This window comes from Kutzneria sp. NPDC051319, from assembly GCF_040682195.1.
Lineage (GTDB): Bacteria > Actinomycetota > Actinomycetes > Mycobacteriales > Pseudonocardiaceae > Kutzneria.
In genome coordinates, this window is record NZ_JBFBAM010000033.1 from 18594 (window position 1) to 36470 (window position 17877).

Consider the following 17877-nt stretch of genomic DNA (forward strand, 5'->3'; position numbering starts at 1 on the left):
GACCATGACCGAGCTGATGCGGATTCCGCTGGAGGACGGGGGAGAGGTGCTCGTCGAGGTCGAGCCCCAGCCCGGGCTGGCCCGCGTCGGCCGGGCCGCCGACATGTTCCAGGACGCCACCCAGACGTTGGAGCAGGGCCTGGCTCGCGTGCGGGACACCGCCACGACCGCGCTCACGCAGTTCTTGGCGATGCCGCACCGGCCCGACGAGGTGGAGCTGAAGTTCGGCGTCAGGTTCGACGCCCAGGCCGGCGCCTTCATCGCGCGGACCGGGCTGCAGGGCCACTTCGAGGTGAAACTCAAGTGGCACAACGCCGAAACGCCCTGACCGCGGTCAGGGCGTGAAGGCCGGTCGGGCTAGCGCTTCTTCAGGATGTCGACGCCGAGGGCCGAGCGCAGCGCGGCGTTGCGCAGGTACAGGCCGGCCCACACGAACAGCGCGACGTAGACCGGGGACAGGATGGTGGAGAACAGCGGGGCCTCCATGCGCAGGTTGGCGCACACCGCGCCGCCCAGGTACGCGGTCTGCACGATCGCGCCCAGCACCGCGGTCTTCGGGATCACGTACAGCACCAGGCAGCCCAGCTCCAGGCCGCCGATGACGACCGCCTGGTAGGCGGGGAAACCGGACTGCACGAAGGCCTGCACCACGAAGTCGGGCGCCAGCAGGTGGATCGTGGCGTCGAACAGCAGGAACGCGACGGCCAGCGTGCTCAGGCCGCGGCCGATCTTCGTGGCGACCGGGGTCCTGACCTTGGTCCCGGTCGTGGCGGAGGTGCTGGTGGTGGCGGTGATGGCGATCGCGGTCATCTCGGGGCTCCGTTCACAGGGTTTGTCGGGCTCTCACCACTGCGTCGAACGAGCCCTGCCCCGGATCGACAGGCCGCCGGAACTTTGTCAGGAAATTTCCGAACGTCCTGAGCAGACCCGCCTTGATCTCCGGTCGACCGCCCGCGACCAGCAGGAACGTCGCCTCTCGGACCAGACGCTGGGCATGGTTGCCGCCCAGGATCCCGCTGCTGCCGGTCGCCGCCACCAGCGCGCCGGCCGACCGGTAGGCCACTTCCGCCGCCGCCACCCGAGCCGCCGGCATCGACTCCTGGTCGATCAGGCCGCCGTCCAGCCGGTCCCGCGCGTCGCCGATCTCCTTGCGCAGCCGGTCCGCGACCTCGCCCTGGCCGGCCTCCTCGATCAGCCGCGCCGCCCGCTCCGCCACCCCCAGCGGGGCGCAGCCGTTCAGCCGTGACGCGAAGGCCGCGTTGCCGGCGACGAACTCCTCGTACGAGACCGTCGAATAGATCCGCTCGTCCGGCACGAAAAAGCCCTCGAACCCCAGATGCGCCGTCGCCGTGCCCTGCGCCGCCACCAGCGTCAGCGGCTCCGCCGTCAGTCCCTCCGCCGCCACCGCGTCGATCACGCCGCTCACGATCGTGTCCCCGTCGCGCCCCGCCACCTGGAGCAGGTCGATCAGGCCCCACCCGCTCACGAACGGCGCCTCCCCGTCGAAGACGTAGCCCCCGTCCACCCGTCTGGCCGTGACCTTCGGCTTCGGCGGAATCACCGCCGCGTACGACACCCCTCCGCGCAGCCGCCCCGCCGCCAGATCCCCCAGATACCGCTCGCGCAGCGCCTCGTTCGTCGAGGCGTAGATCCCCCGGGTCAGGCCCAGGTGCTGGAGCCAGGTGAACATCGTGCTCAGGCACCCGCCCGCCAGCGCCTCCAGGATCGCCACCACCTCCGGCAGCCCCAGCGTCTCGTCCACCGAGATCCCGTAGAACCCCTCCGCCGCCAGCCGCTCGAAGTGCCCCGCCGGCACCCGCCCCGTCCGATCCACCTCCGCCGCCGCCGGAAACAGCACCTCATCAGCCACAACCCGCGCCCGCCCGACCAGCTCAGTCATGACGTCAACTTAGGTCGGTCAGGTTCTCCGCGCACCGGATCAGCAAGTTTGTCAGCCGGCTCCTGTCCTCGGCGCCCAAACCGGTCAGCATCTGCTCCTCCACCGCGGTCATCACGCGCTCGGCCTCCGTCAACCGCTGCCGGCCCAGCTCGGTCAGACCGGCCGGCCGGGCCCGGCCGGTGACGGCCTTCTCCGCGACCACCACCAGGCCGTTGGCCCGCAGGCCGGACAGCACGTCCTGGAGCGACTGCCGGGTGACGAAGCACTGCCGGGCCAGCTCGGCCGACGAGGCGCCCGGGTGTTCCGCCAAGGCGTTGAGCACCGCGTACTGGGAAACCGACAGGCCGGTGTCGCGCAGGTCGGCGTCGGCGGCGTGGCGCACCAGCTGCTGCACGCGCTTGACCAGGTAGCCGGGGCGGAGCTCGCTGTTGGCCGCTTGACTCATGTCAGGATCCTGACACACAATGGCCGATGTCAGGAGCCTGACATCAAAGGAGTTCCGCCATGGCCACCACCATCGACCCCGCCCAGCCGGTCGTCACCCTGATCAACGTCTTCACCGTGCGTCCCGAACGGCAGGCCGACCTGGTCGCACTGCTGGCCAGTGCCACCGAGGAGGTCATGGCCGACCTGCCCGGCTTCGTCTCCGCCAACATCCACGCCAGCACCGACGGCGTCCGGGTCGTCAACTACGCCCAGTGGTCCTCGGCCGAGGCGTTCCAGGCCATGCTGGCCAACCCCGCCGCCCAGCCCCACATGGCGGCCGCCGCCGAGGTCGCCGAGTCCTTCGAGCCGCATCTGTACGCCGTGGAGTCCGTGCACCCGCTAGCGTGATCACATGGGGCTCTCCGCAGCGGAACTGTTCGATCACCTCGGCCGGGACTACGAGACAGCGTTCGCCGACTTCGCCGCCCAGCGGGAGGAAGTGGCCTGGCTGCTCGACGAGCTGCCGCCCCGGTCCAAGGTGCTCGACATCGGCTCCGGCACCGGCCGACCCACCGCCGAGCTGCTGACCGCGGCCGGCCACGAGGTGACCGGCTACGACGTGTCGCCGCGCATGGTCGAGATCGCCCGCGAGCAGGTCCCGACGGCCCGGTTCGAGGTCGCCGACCTGCGCACGCTCACCCTGCCCGAGCAGAGCTGGGACGCGGTGGTCGCCTTCTATCCGCTGCTTCAGCTCACCCGGGCCGAGATCGACGCCGCCCTGGCCGCATTCGCCGGCTGGCTCAAGCCCGGCGGCCTGTTCCTGATGGCCACCGTGCCGGTCGACGCCGAGAACGTCGAGGTCGAGTTTCTCGGCCAGACCGCCGCCGGCGTGAGCAGCTACCCGCAGGACGTGTTCCGCCAGCGCCTCACCGACCTCGGCCTGGACGTGGTCCGGGAGCGCATGGCCGAGTTCGTGCCCAACCACATGGAGGCCGGCCCGGAGGTCGACCTGTTCCTGGCCGCCCGCAAGGGATGACGACGCGGCGGCGCTAATTCGGTCGACGGCGCCGACAGAATCGGCGGCATGGACTCGGTTCTGGTCAACTTCGTCTACGCGCCTCAGGTCGGCCACGCCATCGAGGCCCTGCACTACGCGCTCGGCTACCACGCCGCCGACCCGTCCCGCCGCATCGGCGTGGTCCTCAACGCCAACACCCCGGCCGAGCTGGCCACCTGGTGCCCCTTCGTCGACGAGGTCCACACCATCGACCTGGATCTCTTCGACCCCGCCACCGACGCCCGCGCCCAGCTGGCCGAGATCAGCAAGGACTGGGACCACGTGGTCGCCGACGCCCGGTCGGCGCAGCCCGCGCAACGGGACTTCTTCCCGGGCCTGGCGGCCTACTACGACCAGGCGGACGCGTACTTCCCCGGCGCCAAAGGCTTCGCGGGCTTCAAGAAGGCGCCCTCGTACGCACCGAGGCAGCCCCTGCGCCTGGATCTCCCGCAGTCCGAACGCACCGGGTTCACGGTCCTGCTCGGCGGCAGCGCGGAGCGCCACATGTACCCGACGGTGGCGTCCTGGGAGCCGATCCTGTCCGCGCTGGCGGAACGCCTGCCGGGCACGGAGTTCCGGCTGCTGGGCAAGCTGGCCAAGGACGGCCGCACGAGCACGACGTACAGCCGTGACGAGTACGAGCGGCTGGCGGCGGCCGTGCCCGGCGCGCGGCTGGCGCTGGACCTGCCGCTGCGGGACCAGCTGTGCCTGGTCGGCGCGTCGAAGGTCTTCCTGTCGCCGCACACCGGGTTCGGCATGGCCGCGCTGGCCACCGGCACCCCGTGGCTGTGCCTGTCGGGCAACCGCTGGCCCGAGTTCTACTTCAACGACGGCGTGCCGTTCTACTCCGTCCTGCCTGATCGCTCCCGTTTCCCCTGCTACACCATGGTCGACCCCGAACCGGAGCCCGTCGCGGACGAGGGCCCGCGCACGCCGAGCATGTCGGCCGCCCGGATCCGGGCGGACCTGCCGGAACTGCTCGACGCCGCGACGCTCCTGGCCGGCGGTGGCCTGGACTACGCCACCGCGCTGGCCGGCCACCGCGACCGGCTCGCGCGGTGCTGGGGCGGCGACCGCTCGATGATGTGGTCGATCGACAACGTGCTGGCCGGCGACTAGCTGACGGCGGCCAGCAGTGCGCTGCGCTGAGCGGTGCCCACCCCGCCCACGCGGCGCGATTCGGCGATCTCGCAGCCTCGCATCAGCTCGGCGGCGCGCACCGGGCCGACCCCCGGTAACGCCTTGATGACGGCGATGATCCGCGTCTTGCGGACCACCTCGTCGGTCTCGGCGCGCTCGAAGACTTCCGGCAGCTGCACGGTCCCCGCCTTGAGTCCGGCCAGCAGCTCGGCGCGGGCCTTGCGGGCGCGCTGAGCCTTGGCCAGCGCTTCGGCACGCTGCTGGGCCGTGAGTGCGGGCAGAGCCATGGTGATCCCTTCGACGTCGATGCGGTGATGCGGCGATCTCCGATAATGGCCTCGGCGAGCCCGCCGTCACGCGCATTCGACGATCTGCGCAAGAAACCACCCGGTCAGCGCAACGCGGTTGACCTCATGGTGAGAGTTCCGGCCACGGCGTCCAGGTCTGCGACCAGGCCAAGGGGCACCGTGAGCTGCGCGGGGCAGTGTCCGAAACCCATTTCCCACGCGATGGGCACGCCGAGCCCGCCGAGCCGGTCGAGCATCATGGCGCGCACGTGCGCGAGCTCGCCGCAGTCGGTCCAGGACCCGAGCGCGATGCCGGCGACGCCATCGAACCAGCCCGCACGCAGCAGTTTCGTGACGATCGCGTCCAACCGGTACGGATCCTCGTTCACGTCTTCGAGCACCGCGACGGCCCCGTCCGGCGCGGGCACGGCGCCCCTGGCGGCGAGGCCGGCGGCCAGCAGGCTCGCGTTGCCGCCGACAACCACACCGGAGGCGCGGCCCGCAACCAACGAGCCCGCCCCGGGCCGCGTCAACACCCGAACGGCGTCGGGTTCGAACACGGTCGAGTGGAGATGGGATTGGGCCTGCTCGTCGGCGGTGAAGGCCAGCGTGGCCACCATCGGCGCGAACAGGGTCGCCAGCCCCAGCCGGGCGCCGATGTGCTCGTGCAGCACGGTCACGTCGCTGGAGCCGGCGAACACCTTCGGCCCGGCCGCGGCCATCGCGTCCCAGTCGAGCAGGTCGGCGATCCGCAGGCAGCCGTAGCCGCCGCGGACGCAGAACACCGCAGCCACCTCCGGGTCGCACCACGCGTCCTGGAGGTCGGCCGCGCGGTCGGCGTCCGTGCCGGCGAGGTAGTCCAGCGTCGGATGCCGATCCAGCACGTGTTTGCCCACGCGTACCCGCAGCCCCCAGGACTGCACGATGGCGATGCCCGCCTGCAACACCAGAGGCGGCGGGGGACCGGCCGGCGCGACCAGCGCCACCAGGTCCCCGGCCTTGAGCCGCTCGGGCCGTCGTCGATCCGAGGTCACGTGCGCAGCGCCAGCCTCGGCACGTCCTCCGGCTCGAACTCCAGCACCTGCCCGTAGAACGACAGCTCCGCCTCCAGCGCCGCCTTGATCGTCTCGGCCCGGCGGAATCCGTGCTGCTCACCGGGGAAGCCGATGTACGCGTGCCGAATGCCCAGGCCCTCGATGGCCCGCGCGAACGCCTCGGTGTGGGCCGGCGGGCAGACCTCGTCCTCCAGGCCCTGCAACAGCAGGATCGGGCCGGTCAGCTTGTCCGGCCGCTCGCTGGGCGAGCGCTCCAGGTAGATCTCGCGGGACGTCGCCAGCGGACCGATCAGGCCGTCCAGGTAGCGGGACTCGAAGTCGTGCGTCTCGCCGCTGGCGAAGGCCACCATGTCGATGGCCGGGAACATGGCGTTGCCGCAGGCGAACGGCGACGGCATGGTCATCGCCGCGGCCGTGGTGTAGCCGCCGGCGCTGCCGCCCCGGATGGCCAGCCGCGCCCGGTCGGCGCTGCCCTCGTCGGCCAGTGCCACTGCCACGGCGGCGCAGTCCTGCACGTCGACCACGCCCCACTGGCCGCGCAGCCGCTCACGGAACTTCCGGCCGTAGCCGGTGGAGCCGCCGTAGTTGACCGCCACCACGCCGATGCCGCGGCTGGTGAAGTAGGCGAAGTTCAGGCTGAGCGTGCCGACCACGTCGCCGGTCGGGCCGCCGTGCACGTGGACCAGGTACGGCGGCAGCTCGCCCTCGGGGGCGGCGAAGTCCGGGTTGGTCGGCGGGTACACGAAGGCGGGGATCCGCTCCCCGTCCGGGCTGGTGAAGATCCGTTCCTGCGGCGTCGGCAGGTAGGCCACGTCCAACGGCAGCGGCTCGGTCGTGGTCAGCTCGTCCAGCTCGCCGGTGGCCAGGTCCAGCCGCGCGACCACGTCCTCGGTGTGCGGGCCGGCGGCGATGCCGACGACCACGCCGTCCTCCGCCGCCAGCTGCCCCAGCCACACCGGCAGATCGGTCTCGACGTCGGTGACCGTGCCGCTGCGCTCGTCCAGCACCGCCAGCGCCGTGCCGCGCACGATGGCGTGCCGGCCGTTGCCCAGCGGCGCGAACCAGCTGCCGCCCAGCCGCCACAGCGGCCCGCCCAGCTCCTCCTCGCACAGCGCGAGGTTGGTCGCGGCCCCGTCCAGCGTGATCCGGTGCAGGTTCCACCAGCCCTGCGGGTCCGCCAGCACCAGCAGCGAGTCCGGGCTCTCCCACCGGTGCTGGCACACCGACTCGGCCGGGCCGCCGGCGATCACCCGGTGCTCGCCGATCGTGCCGTCCTCGGTCAGCTCGGCCACGCACAGCTCGTTGCCGTCCCACGGCATCGCCGGGTGGTTCCAGCCCAGCCAGGCCACGTGCCGGCCGTCCGGGGACGGCTTGGGCGCGGACATGAAGTGGTGGCTCGCGGCGAGCACCCGCACCTGCTGCGACCCGTCCAGCGGCAGCGCCACCAGCTCGCGGCGCACGTTCACGTTGGCGTCCGACAGCTGGGTCTCCCGCACGCACCACACCTCGGCGCCGTCCGGGCTCGCGGTCAGGTCGGCGTACCGGTCGCCGTGCTCACGGGCCGGCTCCGGGCTCAGCGGCGACGGCGTCGCCGCCTCGTCGTCCGGGTCGATGACGTACACCCGCTGATCGACCCAATGGGTGAAAACGATCTTGCCGTCCACGAACGCCCACGGCCGGCCGCCGTACTCGTGGACGCGGTTGCGGACGTTCCACGGCGCGGCCAGCACCTGCCGGGGCTGCCCACCGGGCGCGCCCGAACGCATCAGCGCCACCCGGCCGCCCTCGTCGGGACGGCTCTCGGCCCACCAGGTCTCCCCGTCGCGCAGGTCGACCCACTGCACCGAGCCCCCGGCCGCGGCCACGTCCTGAGCGGCGAGCGGGGACACCCACGTTCCGTACGAAGCGATCTTCACCACGCCACGACCCTAACCAATCCCGCCCGCCGCGCGGCGGGCCCTTCGCTGACTGTCATGGACTCGTCCGTCAACGAACGAGGGTGCCGACCGCCGCTGGCGGCGGTTCGTAGGCTTGCTGCTGCCGTCCTGGCTGGCTGCCAGGATGGGCGCTGCGTCTGGGCGCATGACGTCGCCCCAGCGCTGCGCACCGCGTGTTGCGGTGTTGAGCGCCGCGTTGTGGTCGGCGTGCCCAACGAAGTCACACCGGCCACAGTGGAACACCGCCTGACTGCGGCGGTTGCGTTTGTCGACGTGCCCGCAGGTGTGGCAGGTCTGCGAGGTGTAGGCCGGATCGACGCTTCTGCACATCGAACTTCCGGAACACCTGATCGGCATGCATCTGCCCGGCCAGCCAGGACGCGGCCGCCCATGTCACGACGACGGGAACCCGATACAGACGTGGACCGGCGACGCGACGGGTTCGCCGACCGTGAAACCGGAGGGGGACGTGCGGCCCCGGTGGACGCCATCCCTTAGGGTCATCAGTGCCATGGCTCGTGTCATTCATGTATTCCGCCAGCCCGACCGGTTCGTTGCCGGAACCGTCGGGGAACCTGGTGACCGCACCTTCTACCTGCAGGCGGCCGAGGACGGCCGCCTGGTCAGCGTGGTGCTGGAGAAAACGCAACTGACCGTGCTCGCCGACCGGATCGGCTCGCTGCTGGAGGAGGTGCAGCGGCGTTTCGGCGCCGAGGTGCCCGACAGCCCGCCCGACGACCTGGTCGACACCGAGCCCCTGACGGTGCCGGTCGAGGAGGAGTTCCGCGTCGGCACCATGGGCCTGGGCTGGGACGCCGACTCGACCGCCGTGGTGGTGGAGCTGTTGGCCGCCACCGAGGACGAGGTCGACGAGGCCGTCGTGCTGGACGACACGGAGGAGGGCCCGGACGCGGTCCGGGTGTTCCTCACGCCGCCGGCCGCCCGCGCCTTCGCCGTCCGCGCCGACCGGGTCGTCAACGCCGGCCGCAAACCCTGTCCGCTGTGCGAGGAGCCGCTCGACCCCAGTGGTCACGTCTGCCCGAGGCAGAACGGCTACCGCCGCACCGAGGACAGCTGAGGCCGGCGGTGCTGCCCACCGACCCCGGGGCGCTGGAGCTGGTCGAGCGCGGTCGGATCGAGGTGACCGGACGGTTGGTGGACGCCTCGAACGCGACGCTGTTCGGCACCATCAGCCACCACGGCGTGCAGGCCAACTGCGTGTACAAGCCGATCAACGGCGAGCGCCCGCTGTGGGACTTCCCGGACGGCACGCTGGCCGGCCGCGAGGTGGCGACCTACCTGGTGTCGAAGGCCGCCGGCTTCGACGTCGTGCCGCCCACGGTGTTACGGCCGGGCCCGTTCGGGCCCGGCATGGTGCAGCTGTGGGTGGACACCGACGAGGACGCCGACCTGATCGACATCGTGTCGGTGGACGACGTGCCCGAGGGCTGGAAGGCGGTGCTGCACGCCACCGACCGGTACGGCGACCCCGCCGTGCTGGTGCATGCCGACCACCCCCGGATGCGGCTGATGGCGGCGATGGACGTCGTCGTCAACAACGCCGACCGCAAGGGCGGGCACGTGCTGCACACCGCGACGGACGCGGTGTACGGCGTCGACCACGGGATCTGCATGCACGCCGAGTCCAAGCTGCGGACCGTGCTGTGGGGCTGGCTGGGCGAGCCGCTGCCGGCCGAGGCGGTGGAGGCGCTGCGCAAGCTGCGGGCCGGCCTCGACGGGGACGTCGCCGAGCAGGTCGCCGAGCACCTGACCCGGCGCGAGGTGTCGGCCCTGATCACCCGCACCGAGCTGCTGCTGGCCGCCGGCGCCTACCCCGAGCCCTCCGGCGAGTGGCCCGCCATCCCCTGGCCCGCCTTCTGACGCCTCTCCCTCATGCAGGGAAGGACGCCTTACCCTCGTTGAACGCGGGTAAGGCGTCCTTCCCTGCATGAGACCTAGCCGCGAAACGCGCGTATGTCCTCCAGCGCCCGTGGCCATTCCCGCTGCTGCTTCCGGGCCAGCCGGATCATGTTGCGGTAGTACGACTCCGCCTCCGTGACGATGGCCTCGACGAGCATGTCCGCCGGGCAGAACCGTCGCACCGAGACGCCTCGGCCGGTGAAGGAGATCTGCGCGTTCCGGTCGGCCAGGTGGGCCAGACCCAGCTCGTACGGCAGCGAGCACAGCCCGACCGTCACGTCGGCGCCGTTGGCGAATTCCTTGGTCCGGTACCACAGAGAGCCCCAGAACCAGTCGATGGCGTCCACGTAGGTCTCGTCGATCACCGGCCGCCCCTTGACCTCGATCGTGGCGACGCCGTCGAAGTACTCGTCCCGGCCCACGCGCAGCGTCGGGGTGCTGTCGTCCAAGCGGACCAGCTCACCCTTCGACGCGACAAAGGTGCGGATCCGCACGTCCATGATCACTCCGAGGTCCGGGCCGCGGTGCGGAACTGGCCGGGTGCCTGGCAGCGGGAGCGCCGGAAGGCCCGGCTGAACGCGTACACCGAGGTGTAGCCGACGGAGCGGGCGATGGCGTCGAGGGTGTCGTCGGTGTCCCGCAGCCGGACCGCGGCGAGGTCCATCCGCCACCGGGTCAGGTAGTCGGCCGGCGCGGTGCCGACCGCGGCCCGGAAGCGGCGGGTCAGGGTGCTGCGGGAGATCGTCAGCTTGGCCGCCAACGACTCCGTGGTCCACGCCCGCGCCGGCTCCTCGTGCAGGGTGGCCAGCGCCGCGCCGACGACCGGATCGTCGAGCGCGCTGAGCCAGGTCCCGCGAACCTCCGGCGGGCCGCCGGCCAGCCAGACCCGCAGCAGCTGCACCAGGGCGATGTCCACCAGCCGGTTGAGCACGTAGCCGATGGCGAGCTGCGGGTACGCCAGCTCCCGGGACAGCAGACGGACGGTGTCGTCAAGGCAGGTCCCGCCGTTGTCCGCCTTGATGTGGAGGACCGTCGGCAGCACCGCCATGACCTGGGTGTTCACGGTGGGGTCGTACGTGTAGGTCGCGCCGAGAATGTGCGTCTGCACCTCGCCCGCGCCCAGCCGGACCACGGAGCCGTCGGCCATCACCTCGTCGGCGTTGCAGCCCGGGCACGGGGTGAGCGGCACGCCGGGGGCGCTGCTGATGCCGTGCGGGGTGCCGTTGGTGAGCAGCACGACGTCCCCGGGCATGAGCTGCCGTGGCTCGTCGCGCGCCACCGTCAGCCAGGCCGTGCCCGAGGTGACGGCGTAGAACGTGGCCCCGTTGAGCGTCGACCACGACAGGCCCCAGGTGCCGCCGGCCTCGATCCGCGCGCCGACCGTGCCGCGCACTCCGCCGACGGCCAGCGCATCCGTCAGGAGGTCCATGCCACCGATGCTAGTGCGCCAATCGGATATGGATCTGGCTGTTCCAGCTATCGAATGCGCCACCTTGTGCCTCGTAGGGTCGAGTCATGACCGAGATCACCGACTTCACCGAGTTCAACCGGCAGGTCATCGCCGAGTTCCGGGCCAACGGCGGCAAGGCCGGCGGCGCGGTCGAGGGCATGCCGCTGGTGCTCGTGCACCACACCGGGGCCAGGTCCGGGGCCGAGCGGATCACGCCGCTCGTGCCGTACGTCGACGGCGACCGGATCTTCATCTTCGCCAGCAAGGGCGGCAGCCCCGAGCACCCCGCGTGGTTCCACAACCTGGTGGCCAACCCTGACACCGAGGCCGAGTACGGCGCCGAGCGCTTCCCGGTCGTGGCCCGCGTGCTGTCCGGCCCCGAGCGCGACGACATCTACAGCCGGCAGGCCGCCGTCCAGCCCCAGTTCGGCGACTACGCGCAGCGCACCGACCGGCTCATCCCGGTCATCGAGCTCGTCCGCCGGTGATCGACGTCACGCCGGGAAAGAATCCCGGGCAGTATGGGAGTTTGCCCTCCTGACACCCGGTTTCGCAGCGGTCAGCCTCGTCGACAGCACAATCGACGAGGGGACGCCATGCGATCGAGATGGGTAGCCGGCACGCTCGCCGCGCTCGGCCTGCTGACGGTGCTCGCGCCGGCGGCGCAGGCCACGCCGGCGGCGCTCGGCATCGTGACAACGCTGGCCGGCGACGGCTATCCGCGGTACCCGCGGCCGGGCAACGCCACGAGCCTGTACAACCCGGAGGGCATCGTCGCCCGCAACGGCGGCGGCTTCTTCACCGACACGTTCAACCACCGCATCCTGCGGCTGGACACGAACGGCAAGGTCGACCTCGTGGCCGGCACCGGCGAGGCCGGCTTCAGCGGCGACGGCGGCAATCCCCAGGCGGCCCGGCTGAACGCGCCGATGGGCCTGGCCATGGACGATGCCAACGCGATCTACTTCGCCGACCGGGACAACGCCCGGGTCCGCAAGATCTCCAGCAACGGCATCACCACCATCGCCGGCAACGGCGGCAGTGGCTTCGGCGGCGACGGCGGGCCCGCCACCAACGCCGCGCTCGCCGGGCCCAACGGCGTCGCCGTCGACAAGGCCGGCAACGTCTACGTCGTGGACACGTTCCACCACCGCATCCGCAAGGTCACCCCGCAGGGCGTGATCAGCACGGTGGCCGGCAGCGGTCCGTCCGACCCGTTCGGCGGCGCGTTCGCCGGCGACGGCGGCCTGGCCGTCAACGCCCGGCTCAACGGCCCGACCTCGGTGGCCGTCGCCGGCGACGGCACGCTGTACATCGCCGACTCCGGCAACCGCCGGGTCCGCCGGGTGACGCCCGACGGCGTCATCTCCACCTATTCCACGTTCTGGGCCGGCACCGTGGCCGTCGACAGCGCCGGCAACCTGTTCATCACCCGGCAGGACGTCGACGTGGTGATGAAGGTGCCGCTGAGCGGCGCCCCGTTCGTCGTCGCCGGCAACGGCAGCGCCACCACGTCCGGCGACGGGGGACCGGCGACCCAGGCCGGCGTGCCCGCGCCGACCGGGGTGTCGGCGGACACCGACGGCTCGGTCCTGATCACGCAGGCCGACAGCCACGTCCGCCGGGTCGCCCCGAACGGCGTCATCAGCACCCCGGTCGGCGGCGGCACCGGCGTTCCGGCGGTGAACGGTCCGGTCGCCGGCATCGCCGTCGACGCCGGCAGCATGCTGTTCGACCCCAGCGGGGCCATCGTGTTCGTGGACCACTACCGGATCCGCAGGCTGGCCGACGGCGTGTTCAGCACCCTGGTCGGCAACGGGTTCCCGGGGACGGGTGGCGACGGCGGCCCGGCCTCGCAGGCCCAGCTGGACAGCCCGGGCGGCATCGTGCTGGCCCCCGACGGCTCGCTGTACGTCTCGGACGGCAACGTGATCCGCAAGGTGTACCCGGACGGCACCATCCGCCGCTACGCCGGCACCGGCACGTACGGCTCCACCGGGGACGGCGGTCCGGCCACGCAGGCCACGTTCGGCTTTCCCGGCAGCCTCGCCCTCGACCGCGCCGGCAACCTCTACCTGACCGACCGGGGGAGCCAGCGGATCCGCAGGATCGACACGGACGGCGTCGTCACCACCGTGGCCGGCACCGGCGACCCGCTGGGTCCGCTCGGCGACGGCGGCCCGGCCACCCAGGCGAGTCTGTACTCGCCCGGCGCGATCGCGTTCGACCCCGCCGGATCCCTGTACATCGGCGACACCGTGCACTACCGGCTGCGCAAGGTGACCAACGGAATCATCACCACGGTCGCCGGCAACGGCCAGGAGGCCTTCTCCGGCGACGGTGGCCCGGCCACTCAGGCCGGGCTGACCGTCGGAGGCTTCGCGTGGGACGCCACCGGCGCCCTGTACCTGTCCGACTTCAAGAACAGCCGGATCCGCAGGATCACCCCGCAGGGCGTGATCAGCACCGTCGCCGGCACCGGTGTCGCCGGCTTCAACGGGGACAACCAGCTGGCCACGGCCACCCAGCTGAACTACCCCGGTTCGGTCCTGGTCGGCCCGGACGGCTCCCTGACCTTCGCCGACACGATCAACTTCCGGATCCGCAAGATCACGTTCAACGGCTAGCTCGCCCCGTCGCGGACCTGACGGTCGCCCAGCGGGGCCTTGAGGGTCACGGTGGTCTCGAAGGTGGCGGCGATCATCGGCTGCTCGCCGCCGCACTTCGCGCCCGGGACCTGGCCCAGCCGCACGGTCACGGTGACGGCGTCGCCGGTCTCGGCGACGTCCACCCGACCCAGCTTGGCGCATTCGGCCCGGCCGCCGGCGGTGTACTGGACGACGAGATTGTCGCCGTCGCCGGCGGTGGCCCGGTCGAAGCGGGTCGGGCGCAGCTCGACCACGGTGGGATCGGGCGTGGCGTGGTTGAGGCCGGTGGGGAAGTCGCCGGTGGGCATGGGCAGGCTCGTGGAGGTGACGTCGCCGGCGCCGCTGCCGGCGCCGGGCTGGGCGGTGCCGCAGCCGGCCAGGAGCAGCAGCAGGCCCAGGGCGGCGCCGACGTGAATTCTTCGCATCATGTCTCCCGGACGACGACCGACCGGTTTTCGGTTGCACCAATGCCGGGGATGCCGCGTGACGGCATCCCCGGGGTCATCCGATCGGTCTACGCGTGAATCATGTGGAGATATTGCGGACGGTGTTGTAGAGGCTCAACGCCTGATTGCCGTAGTAGGGCGAGTACATGTACTGCGGCAACGAGTTGTACTTGAAATCGTTGTGCCCGTTGATGTACCCCCAGTTGCCGTCGAACGACATCAGCCAGGCGCCGCCGGAGGAGCCGCCGGTCATGTAGTTGACCATGTAGATCGTGCCGCCGCCGCCGTCGTAGGTCGGCCCGTTCTCGCCGACCAGGCAGCACCCGTCGAACGGCGCGGCCTGCGGGTAGCCGAAGGCGTACACGTACTGGCCGATCGGGTAGTTCCAGGCGATGCCCTGGCCGCCCAGGTATTCGGTGATGCGCCAGCCGTTGGTGCGGTACAGCACGGCCGAGCCGACGTCGTTGGCGAAGTCGTTGTTGTTGTTGAACCAGGCCGTGGTGGTCCACAGCTGGTAGGCGTACCAGTAGCCGTAGGGCGCGGAGCCGTTGGCGTAGTTCGGCACGAACGTCCAGTTGGTGTTCCAGGCCTGCCCGTCGGACACGCAGTGCCCGGCCGTCCAGACCTCCGACTTGCCCTCGGTGTTGACCACCGTGGCCGAGCACACGTAGTTCAGGCCCAGGCTGGTGAAGAACACCTTGCCGTACGTGCGGGCCACCGGGTGCCCGACCGGGTAGTTCGGGTAGTACGCCGCCGGCGCCACGTCCGGCGAGCCGCCGCCGCCAGCCGCCTTGGGCTCGGCCTTCGGCGCGGCCGCGGCGACCTGGCCGGCCGGTCCGGCCGGGACGCCGCGTGCCTGCGACCTGGACCCGTCCGCGTTCTTCACGGCCGGGATCTCGCTCTCCGGTCTGGCCTGTCTCATGCGGTCCGGCGTCCAGTAGGCGGCCAGCGCCTGCTCGTGCGCGTCGACCCCGGAGCCGTGCGTCGTGGCCGCCACGTCCGGGCTGAGCCCGGCCGGGCCGGACACGACGTCGGTCCCCGTCGCGGCGCTCGCGCCGCCCGCGGCCAGCCCGGCCGCCAGCAACGCGGCGGCCGCCGCCGCGCCGAACGCGGCGAATTGTTTGCCGAGTTTCATGGATCCCTTCCCAGTCCCCATTGAACGGACACACACTCGGGAAATTGCGTCACCAACGGTAGTGACGTCTTCACACGCGGAAACACCTCCGTTCGGTCGCACGGCACAATTCGCGCGCCACCCGAGCCAAATGCGTGAAGGGTTCTTGTCAATAGGCAAACACAGGGCTGGTCTGTCAGGTGCATGCGCCGTTGTCCCGCCATTCGGGTGCCGGGTGCGGGAATCACCGACGTGATTCGACCCTACGAACGGCCCCGGCCGGTCGGGCCAGCGGTCACGGTCGCCGCCGGGCGCAAGGGTGTGGGCCGGCCGTCTCACTCCGGATGGCTACCGTCACCGCGCCGCTGCGGACTGCATCCGCAGCAAGGTCCGGCATCCTCTGGTCGACGGGTGAGTGTCCGACCCGGGTGGTTCCATTCGACGTGTCGGTGCGAACCGATCCGAGGAGGGACCCACCATGCAGTACGCGTTGCTGATCGCCGGTGACCACGAGCCCACGCCCGATGAGCTGGCCCTGGGCTGCGGCGGCTGGTCGGAGGAGATGGCCGGTCGCGGCGTCGTCCGCGGCGGGGCCGGCCTGCGGCCGTCGACCGAGGCGACCACCGTGCGGGTGCGGGACGGCGAGGTGCTGCTGACCGACGGCCCGTTCGCCGACACCAAGGAGCAGATCGGCGGGCTCGTGCTGATCGAGTGCGCCGATCTGGACGAGGCGGTGGAGATTGCCTCCCGGCACCCGGCCGCCGGCTACGGGATGATCGAGATCCGGCCGCTGTTCGCGCCGTGACCTCGGTCGACGCCGCCGTCGCCGCCGCCTTCCGGGAGGAGTGGGGCCGCGTCGTGGCGACGCTGATCCGGGTCACCGGCGACTGGGACCTGGCCGAGGAGTGCGCCCAGGAGGCGTTCGCGGCCGCGGTCCGGCAGTGGCCGGTGGAGGGAGTGCCGCGCAGACCGGGCGCGTGGCTGACCACGATCGCCCGGCACCGCGCCACCGACCGGATCCGTCGGGAGGCGGTCGGCGCGGCCAAGCTCCGTGAGGTGGCGGTCACCATGCACGAGCCGTCGGAACCGCTGGTGAACGACGCGGGCATCGAGGACGACCGGCTGCGGCTGATCTTCACCTGCTGCCATCCGGCCCTGGCGTTCGAGGCGCAGGTGGCGCTGGCGCTGCGCACGCTGGCCGGGCTGGGCATGGCCGAGATCGCCCGGGCGTTCCTGGTGCCGGAGACGACCATGGCCCGGCGGGTCGGGCGGGCCAAGGCGAAGATCCGCAACGCCGGCATCCCCTACCGGGTGCCGCCGGCGCATCTGCTGCCCGAGCGCACCACCGCCGTGCTGGGCGTGCTGTACCTGATGTTCAACGAGGGGTACAGCACGCCGGAGCGGCGGGCGCTGTGCGACGAGGCGATCCGGCTGGCCCGACTGCTGGTTCAGCTCATGCCGGACGAGCCGGAGGCCGGTGGCCTGCTGGCGTTGATGCTGCTGCACGACTCCCGCCGCGACACGCGCCTCGACGCCGACGGCGATGTGGTGCTGCTGGCCGACCAGGACCGAAGTCGTTGGGACGCAACGCAGATCGCCGAGGGGCGGGCGGTGTTGGCGCGGGTCATGAGGCTGGCTCGGCTCGGGCCGTACCAACTGCAGGCGGCGATCGCCGACAGCCACGCCGCCGGCTCGGACTGGCCGCTGATCGCCCGCCTGTACGCCCAGCTCGCCATCGCCGTGCCGTCGCCCGTCATCCGGCTCAACCACGCGGCGGCGGTCGCGATGGCCGAAGGCCCAGCGGCCGGCCTCGCGCTGCTGGACGGCCTCGACATCCCCGGCTACCACCTGCTTCCCGCCACCCGCGCCGACTTCCTGCGCCGGCTCGGCCGCAACGCCGAGGCGGCAGTGGCGTACGAGCGGGCGCTGGGGTTGGCTACCGCCGAGGCCGACCGCCGCTTCCTGACCAGACGACTGACCGAGACGAGAGGACGGGCCATGGAGCCCAGCGTGATCGAACGGGCCGCGCAGCCCTACGTCGGCATCCGGCGCACCGTGACCATGCCGACCATTCCCGAGATCGCCGACCGCATGCCGGCGGTGTTCGCGTGGCTCACCGAGCGCGGCATCGAGCCCGCCGGCGCCCCCTTCTTCCGCTACCTGGTCATCGACATGGCGGGGGAGCTGGTGATGGAGGCCGGCTTCCCGGTCTCCGCCCCGGTCTCGGTCGAGGACGACGGCGAGGTCTTCGCCGACGTCCTCCCGGCCGGCCGCTACGTGTCGGTCACCCACCTCGGGCATCCCGGCGAGCTGCTCGGCGTGACCAAGCGCCTCAACGAGTGGACCGACGCCCAGGGTCTGCGCTGGGACGCCGAGCAGACCCCGGCCGGCGACAAGTTCGCCTGCCGGCTCGAGATCTACAAGACCGACCCCCGCGTCCAGCCCGACATGTCGCAGTGGGAGACCGAACTCGCCTTCAAACTTGCCGACTGACCCC

19 protein-coding genes and 4 pseudogenes are annotated in these 17877 nt (G+C 71.7%); 11 read left to right on the forward strand and 12 right to left on the reverse strand.

From position 1 onward, the window contains the following. The first annotated feature begins 4 nt into the window (after nt 1-4). Complete coding sequence (locus AB0M73_RS28195) at nt 5-328, forward strand: CU044_2847 family protein (RefSeq protein WP_043714175.1); 324 nt, start codon at nt 5-7, stop codon at nt 326-328. Nucleotides 329-357: 29 nt separating this feature from the next. Here AB0M73_RS28195 and AB0M73_RS28200 read toward each other — a convergent pair whose 3' ends face one another. The 3 genes from AB0M73_RS28200 to AB0M73_RS28210 are packed head-to-tail and all read right to left on the reverse strand — an operon-like array spanning nt 358 to nt 2345. Then, nucleotides 358-810 carry a DoxX family protein gene (locus tag AB0M73_RS28200; RefSeq protein WP_363896382.1) on the reverse strand — a complete coding sequence of 151 codons (453 nt, stop codon included), beginning with the start codon at nt 808-810 and terminating at the stop codon, nt 358-360. A 13-nt stretch (nt 811-823) separates the two neighbouring features. Next, entirely contained in the window at nt 824-1900 is a 1077-nt protein-coding gene (locus AB0M73_RS28205; protein ID WP_363896385.1) for an acyl-CoA dehydrogenase family protein, read from the reverse strand. A gap of 4 nt (nt 1901-1904) precedes the next feature. Beyond that, nucleotides 1905-2345 (reverse strand): MarR family winged helix-turn-helix transcriptional regulator, encoded by a 441-nt coding sequence (locus AB0M73_RS28210; RefSeq protein WP_363896388.1) that lies wholly within the window; start codon nt 2343-2345, stop codon nt 1905-1907. A 59-nt stretch (nt 2346-2404) separates the two neighbouring features. Here AB0M73_RS28210 and AB0M73_RS28215 point away from each other — a divergent pair, with 59 nt between their 5' ends. The 3 genes from AB0M73_RS28215 to AB0M73_RS28225 are packed head-to-tail and all read left to right on the forward strand — an operon-like array spanning nt 2405 to nt 4502. Further along, the gene (locus tag AB0M73_RS28215) at nt 2405-2734 is read left to right on the forward strand and encodes an antibiotic biosynthesis monooxygenase family protein (protein WP_363896391.1); all 330 of its coding nucleotides are present in this window, start codon (nt 2405-2407) and stop codon (nt 2732-2734) included. A 4-nt stretch (nt 2735-2738) separates the two neighbouring features. Continuing rightward, on the forward strand, nt 2739-3362 hold the full coding sequence (locus tag AB0M73_RS28220) for a class I SAM-dependent methyltransferase (RefSeq protein WP_363896395.1): 624 nt from the start codon (nt 2739-2741) through the stop codon (nt 3360-3362). Between the two features lie 48 nt (nt 3363-3410). Beyond that, complete coding sequence (locus AB0M73_RS28225) at nt 3411-4502, forward strand: hypothetical protein (protein WP_363896398.1); 1092 nt, start codon at nt 3411-3413, stop codon at nt 4500-4502. Here AB0M73_RS28225 and mihF read toward each other — a convergent pair. The 4 genes from mihF to AB0M73_RS28245 form a co-directional block, all read right to left on the reverse strand. Beyond that, a complete protein-coding gene (gene mihF / locus AB0M73_RS28230; protein ID WP_043714162.1) occupies nt 4499-4810 on the reverse strand; it encodes an integration host factor, actinobacterial type in 312 nt (103 codons plus the stop codon). The genes AB0M73_RS28225 and mihF overlap by 4 nt on opposite strands. A 104-nt stretch (nt 4811-4914) precedes the next feature. Next, nucleotides 4915-5844: an LD-carboxypeptidase gene (locus AB0M73_RS28235; protein WP_363896403.1), complete on the reverse strand. Its 930-nt coding sequence runs from the start codon at nt 5842-5844 to the stop codon at nt 4915-4917. After that, the gene (locus tag AB0M73_RS28240) at nt 5841-7784 is read right to left on the reverse strand and encodes a prolyl oligopeptidase family serine peptidase (RefSeq protein WP_363896406.1); all 1944 of its coding nucleotides are present in this window, start codon (nt 7782-7784) and stop codon (nt 5841-5843) included. The genes AB0M73_RS28235 and AB0M73_RS28240 overlap by 4 nt, the downstream gene beginning before the upstream one ends. Before the next feature lie 9 nt (nt 7785-7793). After that, complete coding sequence (locus AB0M73_RS28245; RefSeq protein ID WP_363896409.1) at nt 7794-8159, reverse strand: zinc ribbon domain-containing protein; 366 nt, start codon at nt 8157-8159, stop codon at nt 7794-7796. Between the two features lie 154 nt (nt 8160-8313). Between AB0M73_RS28245 and AB0M73_RS28250 the strand changes: the two genes are divergently transcribed. Together AB0M73_RS28250 and AB0M73_RS28255 are read left to right on the forward strand one after the other, a co-directional pair. Next, nucleotides 8314-8880, forward strand: a complete 567-nt coding sequence (locus AB0M73_RS28250; protein WP_363896412.1) for a DUF3090 domain-containing protein — start codon at nt 8314-8316, stop codon at nt 8878-8880. 8 nt (nt 8881-8888) lie between these two features. Then, nucleotides 8889-9683, forward strand: coding sequence for an SCO1664 family protein (locus AB0M73_RS28255; protein WP_363896415.1), 795 nt, complete (start codon nt 8889-8891; stop codon nt 9681-9683). A gap of 74 nt (nt 9684-9757) precedes the next feature. On the opposite strand, the gene AB0M73_RS28260 is transcribed toward AB0M73_RS28255, so the two are convergent. Both AB0M73_RS28260 and AB0M73_RS28265 read right to left on the reverse strand, forming a co-directional pair. Continuing rightward, on the reverse strand, nt 9758-10222 hold the full coding sequence (locus AB0M73_RS28260) for a hypothetical protein (RefSeq protein WP_363896418.1): 465 nt from the start codon (nt 10220-10222) through the stop codon (nt 9758-9760). A gap of 2 nt (nt 10223-10224) precedes the next feature. Then, entirely contained in the window at nt 10225-11151 is a 927-nt protein-coding gene (locus AB0M73_RS28265; RefSeq protein WP_363896421.1) for an AraC family transcriptional regulator, read from the reverse strand. 86 nt (nt 11152-11237) lie between these two features. On the opposite strand from AB0M73_RS28265, the gene AB0M73_RS28270 reads away from it, so the two are divergent. Both AB0M73_RS28270 and AB0M73_RS28275 read left to right on the forward strand, forming a co-directional pair. After that, nucleotides 11238-11660: a nitroreductase family deazaflavin-dependent oxidoreductase gene (locus AB0M73_RS28270; protein WP_043714148.1), complete on the forward strand. Its 423-nt coding sequence runs from the start codon at nt 11238-11240 to the stop codon at nt 11658-11660. A 453-nt stretch (nt 11661-12113) separates the two neighbouring features. Next, nucleotides 12114-12323: pseudogene (locus tag AB0M73_RS28275) on the forward strand (hypothetical protein); the annotation flags it as partial. Between the two features lie 1342 nt (nt 12324-13665). On the opposite strand, the pseudogene AB0M73_RS28280 reads toward AB0M73_RS28275, so the two are convergent. From AB0M73_RS28280 to AB0M73_RS28290, 3 genes and pseudogenes are all read right to left on the reverse strand, one after another. Further along, nucleotides 13666-13734: pseudogene (locus tag AB0M73_RS28280) on the reverse strand (hypothetical protein); the annotation flags it as partial. 61 nt (nt 13735-13795) lie between these two features. Beyond that, nucleotides 13796-14245 (reverse strand): hypothetical protein, encoded by a 450-nt coding sequence (locus tag AB0M73_RS28285; RefSeq protein ID WP_363896425.1) that lies wholly within the window; start codon nt 14243-14245, stop codon nt 13796-13798. A gap of 100 nt (nt 14246-14345) precedes the next feature. Next, nucleotides 14346-15401 (reverse strand): peptidase, encoded by a 1056-nt coding sequence (locus AB0M73_RS28290; RefSeq protein ID WP_363896428.1) that lies wholly within the window; start codon nt 15399-15401, stop codon nt 14346-14348. 457 nt (nt 15402-15858) lie between these two features. On the opposite strand from AB0M73_RS28290, the gene AB0M73_RS28295 reads away from it, so the two are divergent. The 3 genes and pseudogenes from AB0M73_RS28295 to AB0M73_RS28305 all read left to right on the forward strand — a co-directional run. After that, the gene (locus AB0M73_RS28295; protein ID WP_363896431.1) at nt 15859-16185 is read left to right on the forward strand and encodes a YciI family protein; all 327 of its coding nucleotides are present in this window, start codon (nt 15859-15861) and stop codon (nt 16183-16185) included. After that, nucleotides 16182-17363: pseudogene (locus AB0M73_RS28300) on the forward strand (DUF6596 domain-containing protein); the annotation flags it as partial. The gene AB0M73_RS28295 and the pseudogene AB0M73_RS28300, both read left to right, overlap by 4 nt. Before the next feature lie 27 nt (nt 17364-17390). Next, nucleotides 17391-17873 (forward strand): annotated as a pseudogene (locus AB0M73_RS28305) (GyrI-like domain-containing protein); the annotation flags it as partial. Nucleotides 17874-17877: the final 4 nt, after the last annotated feature.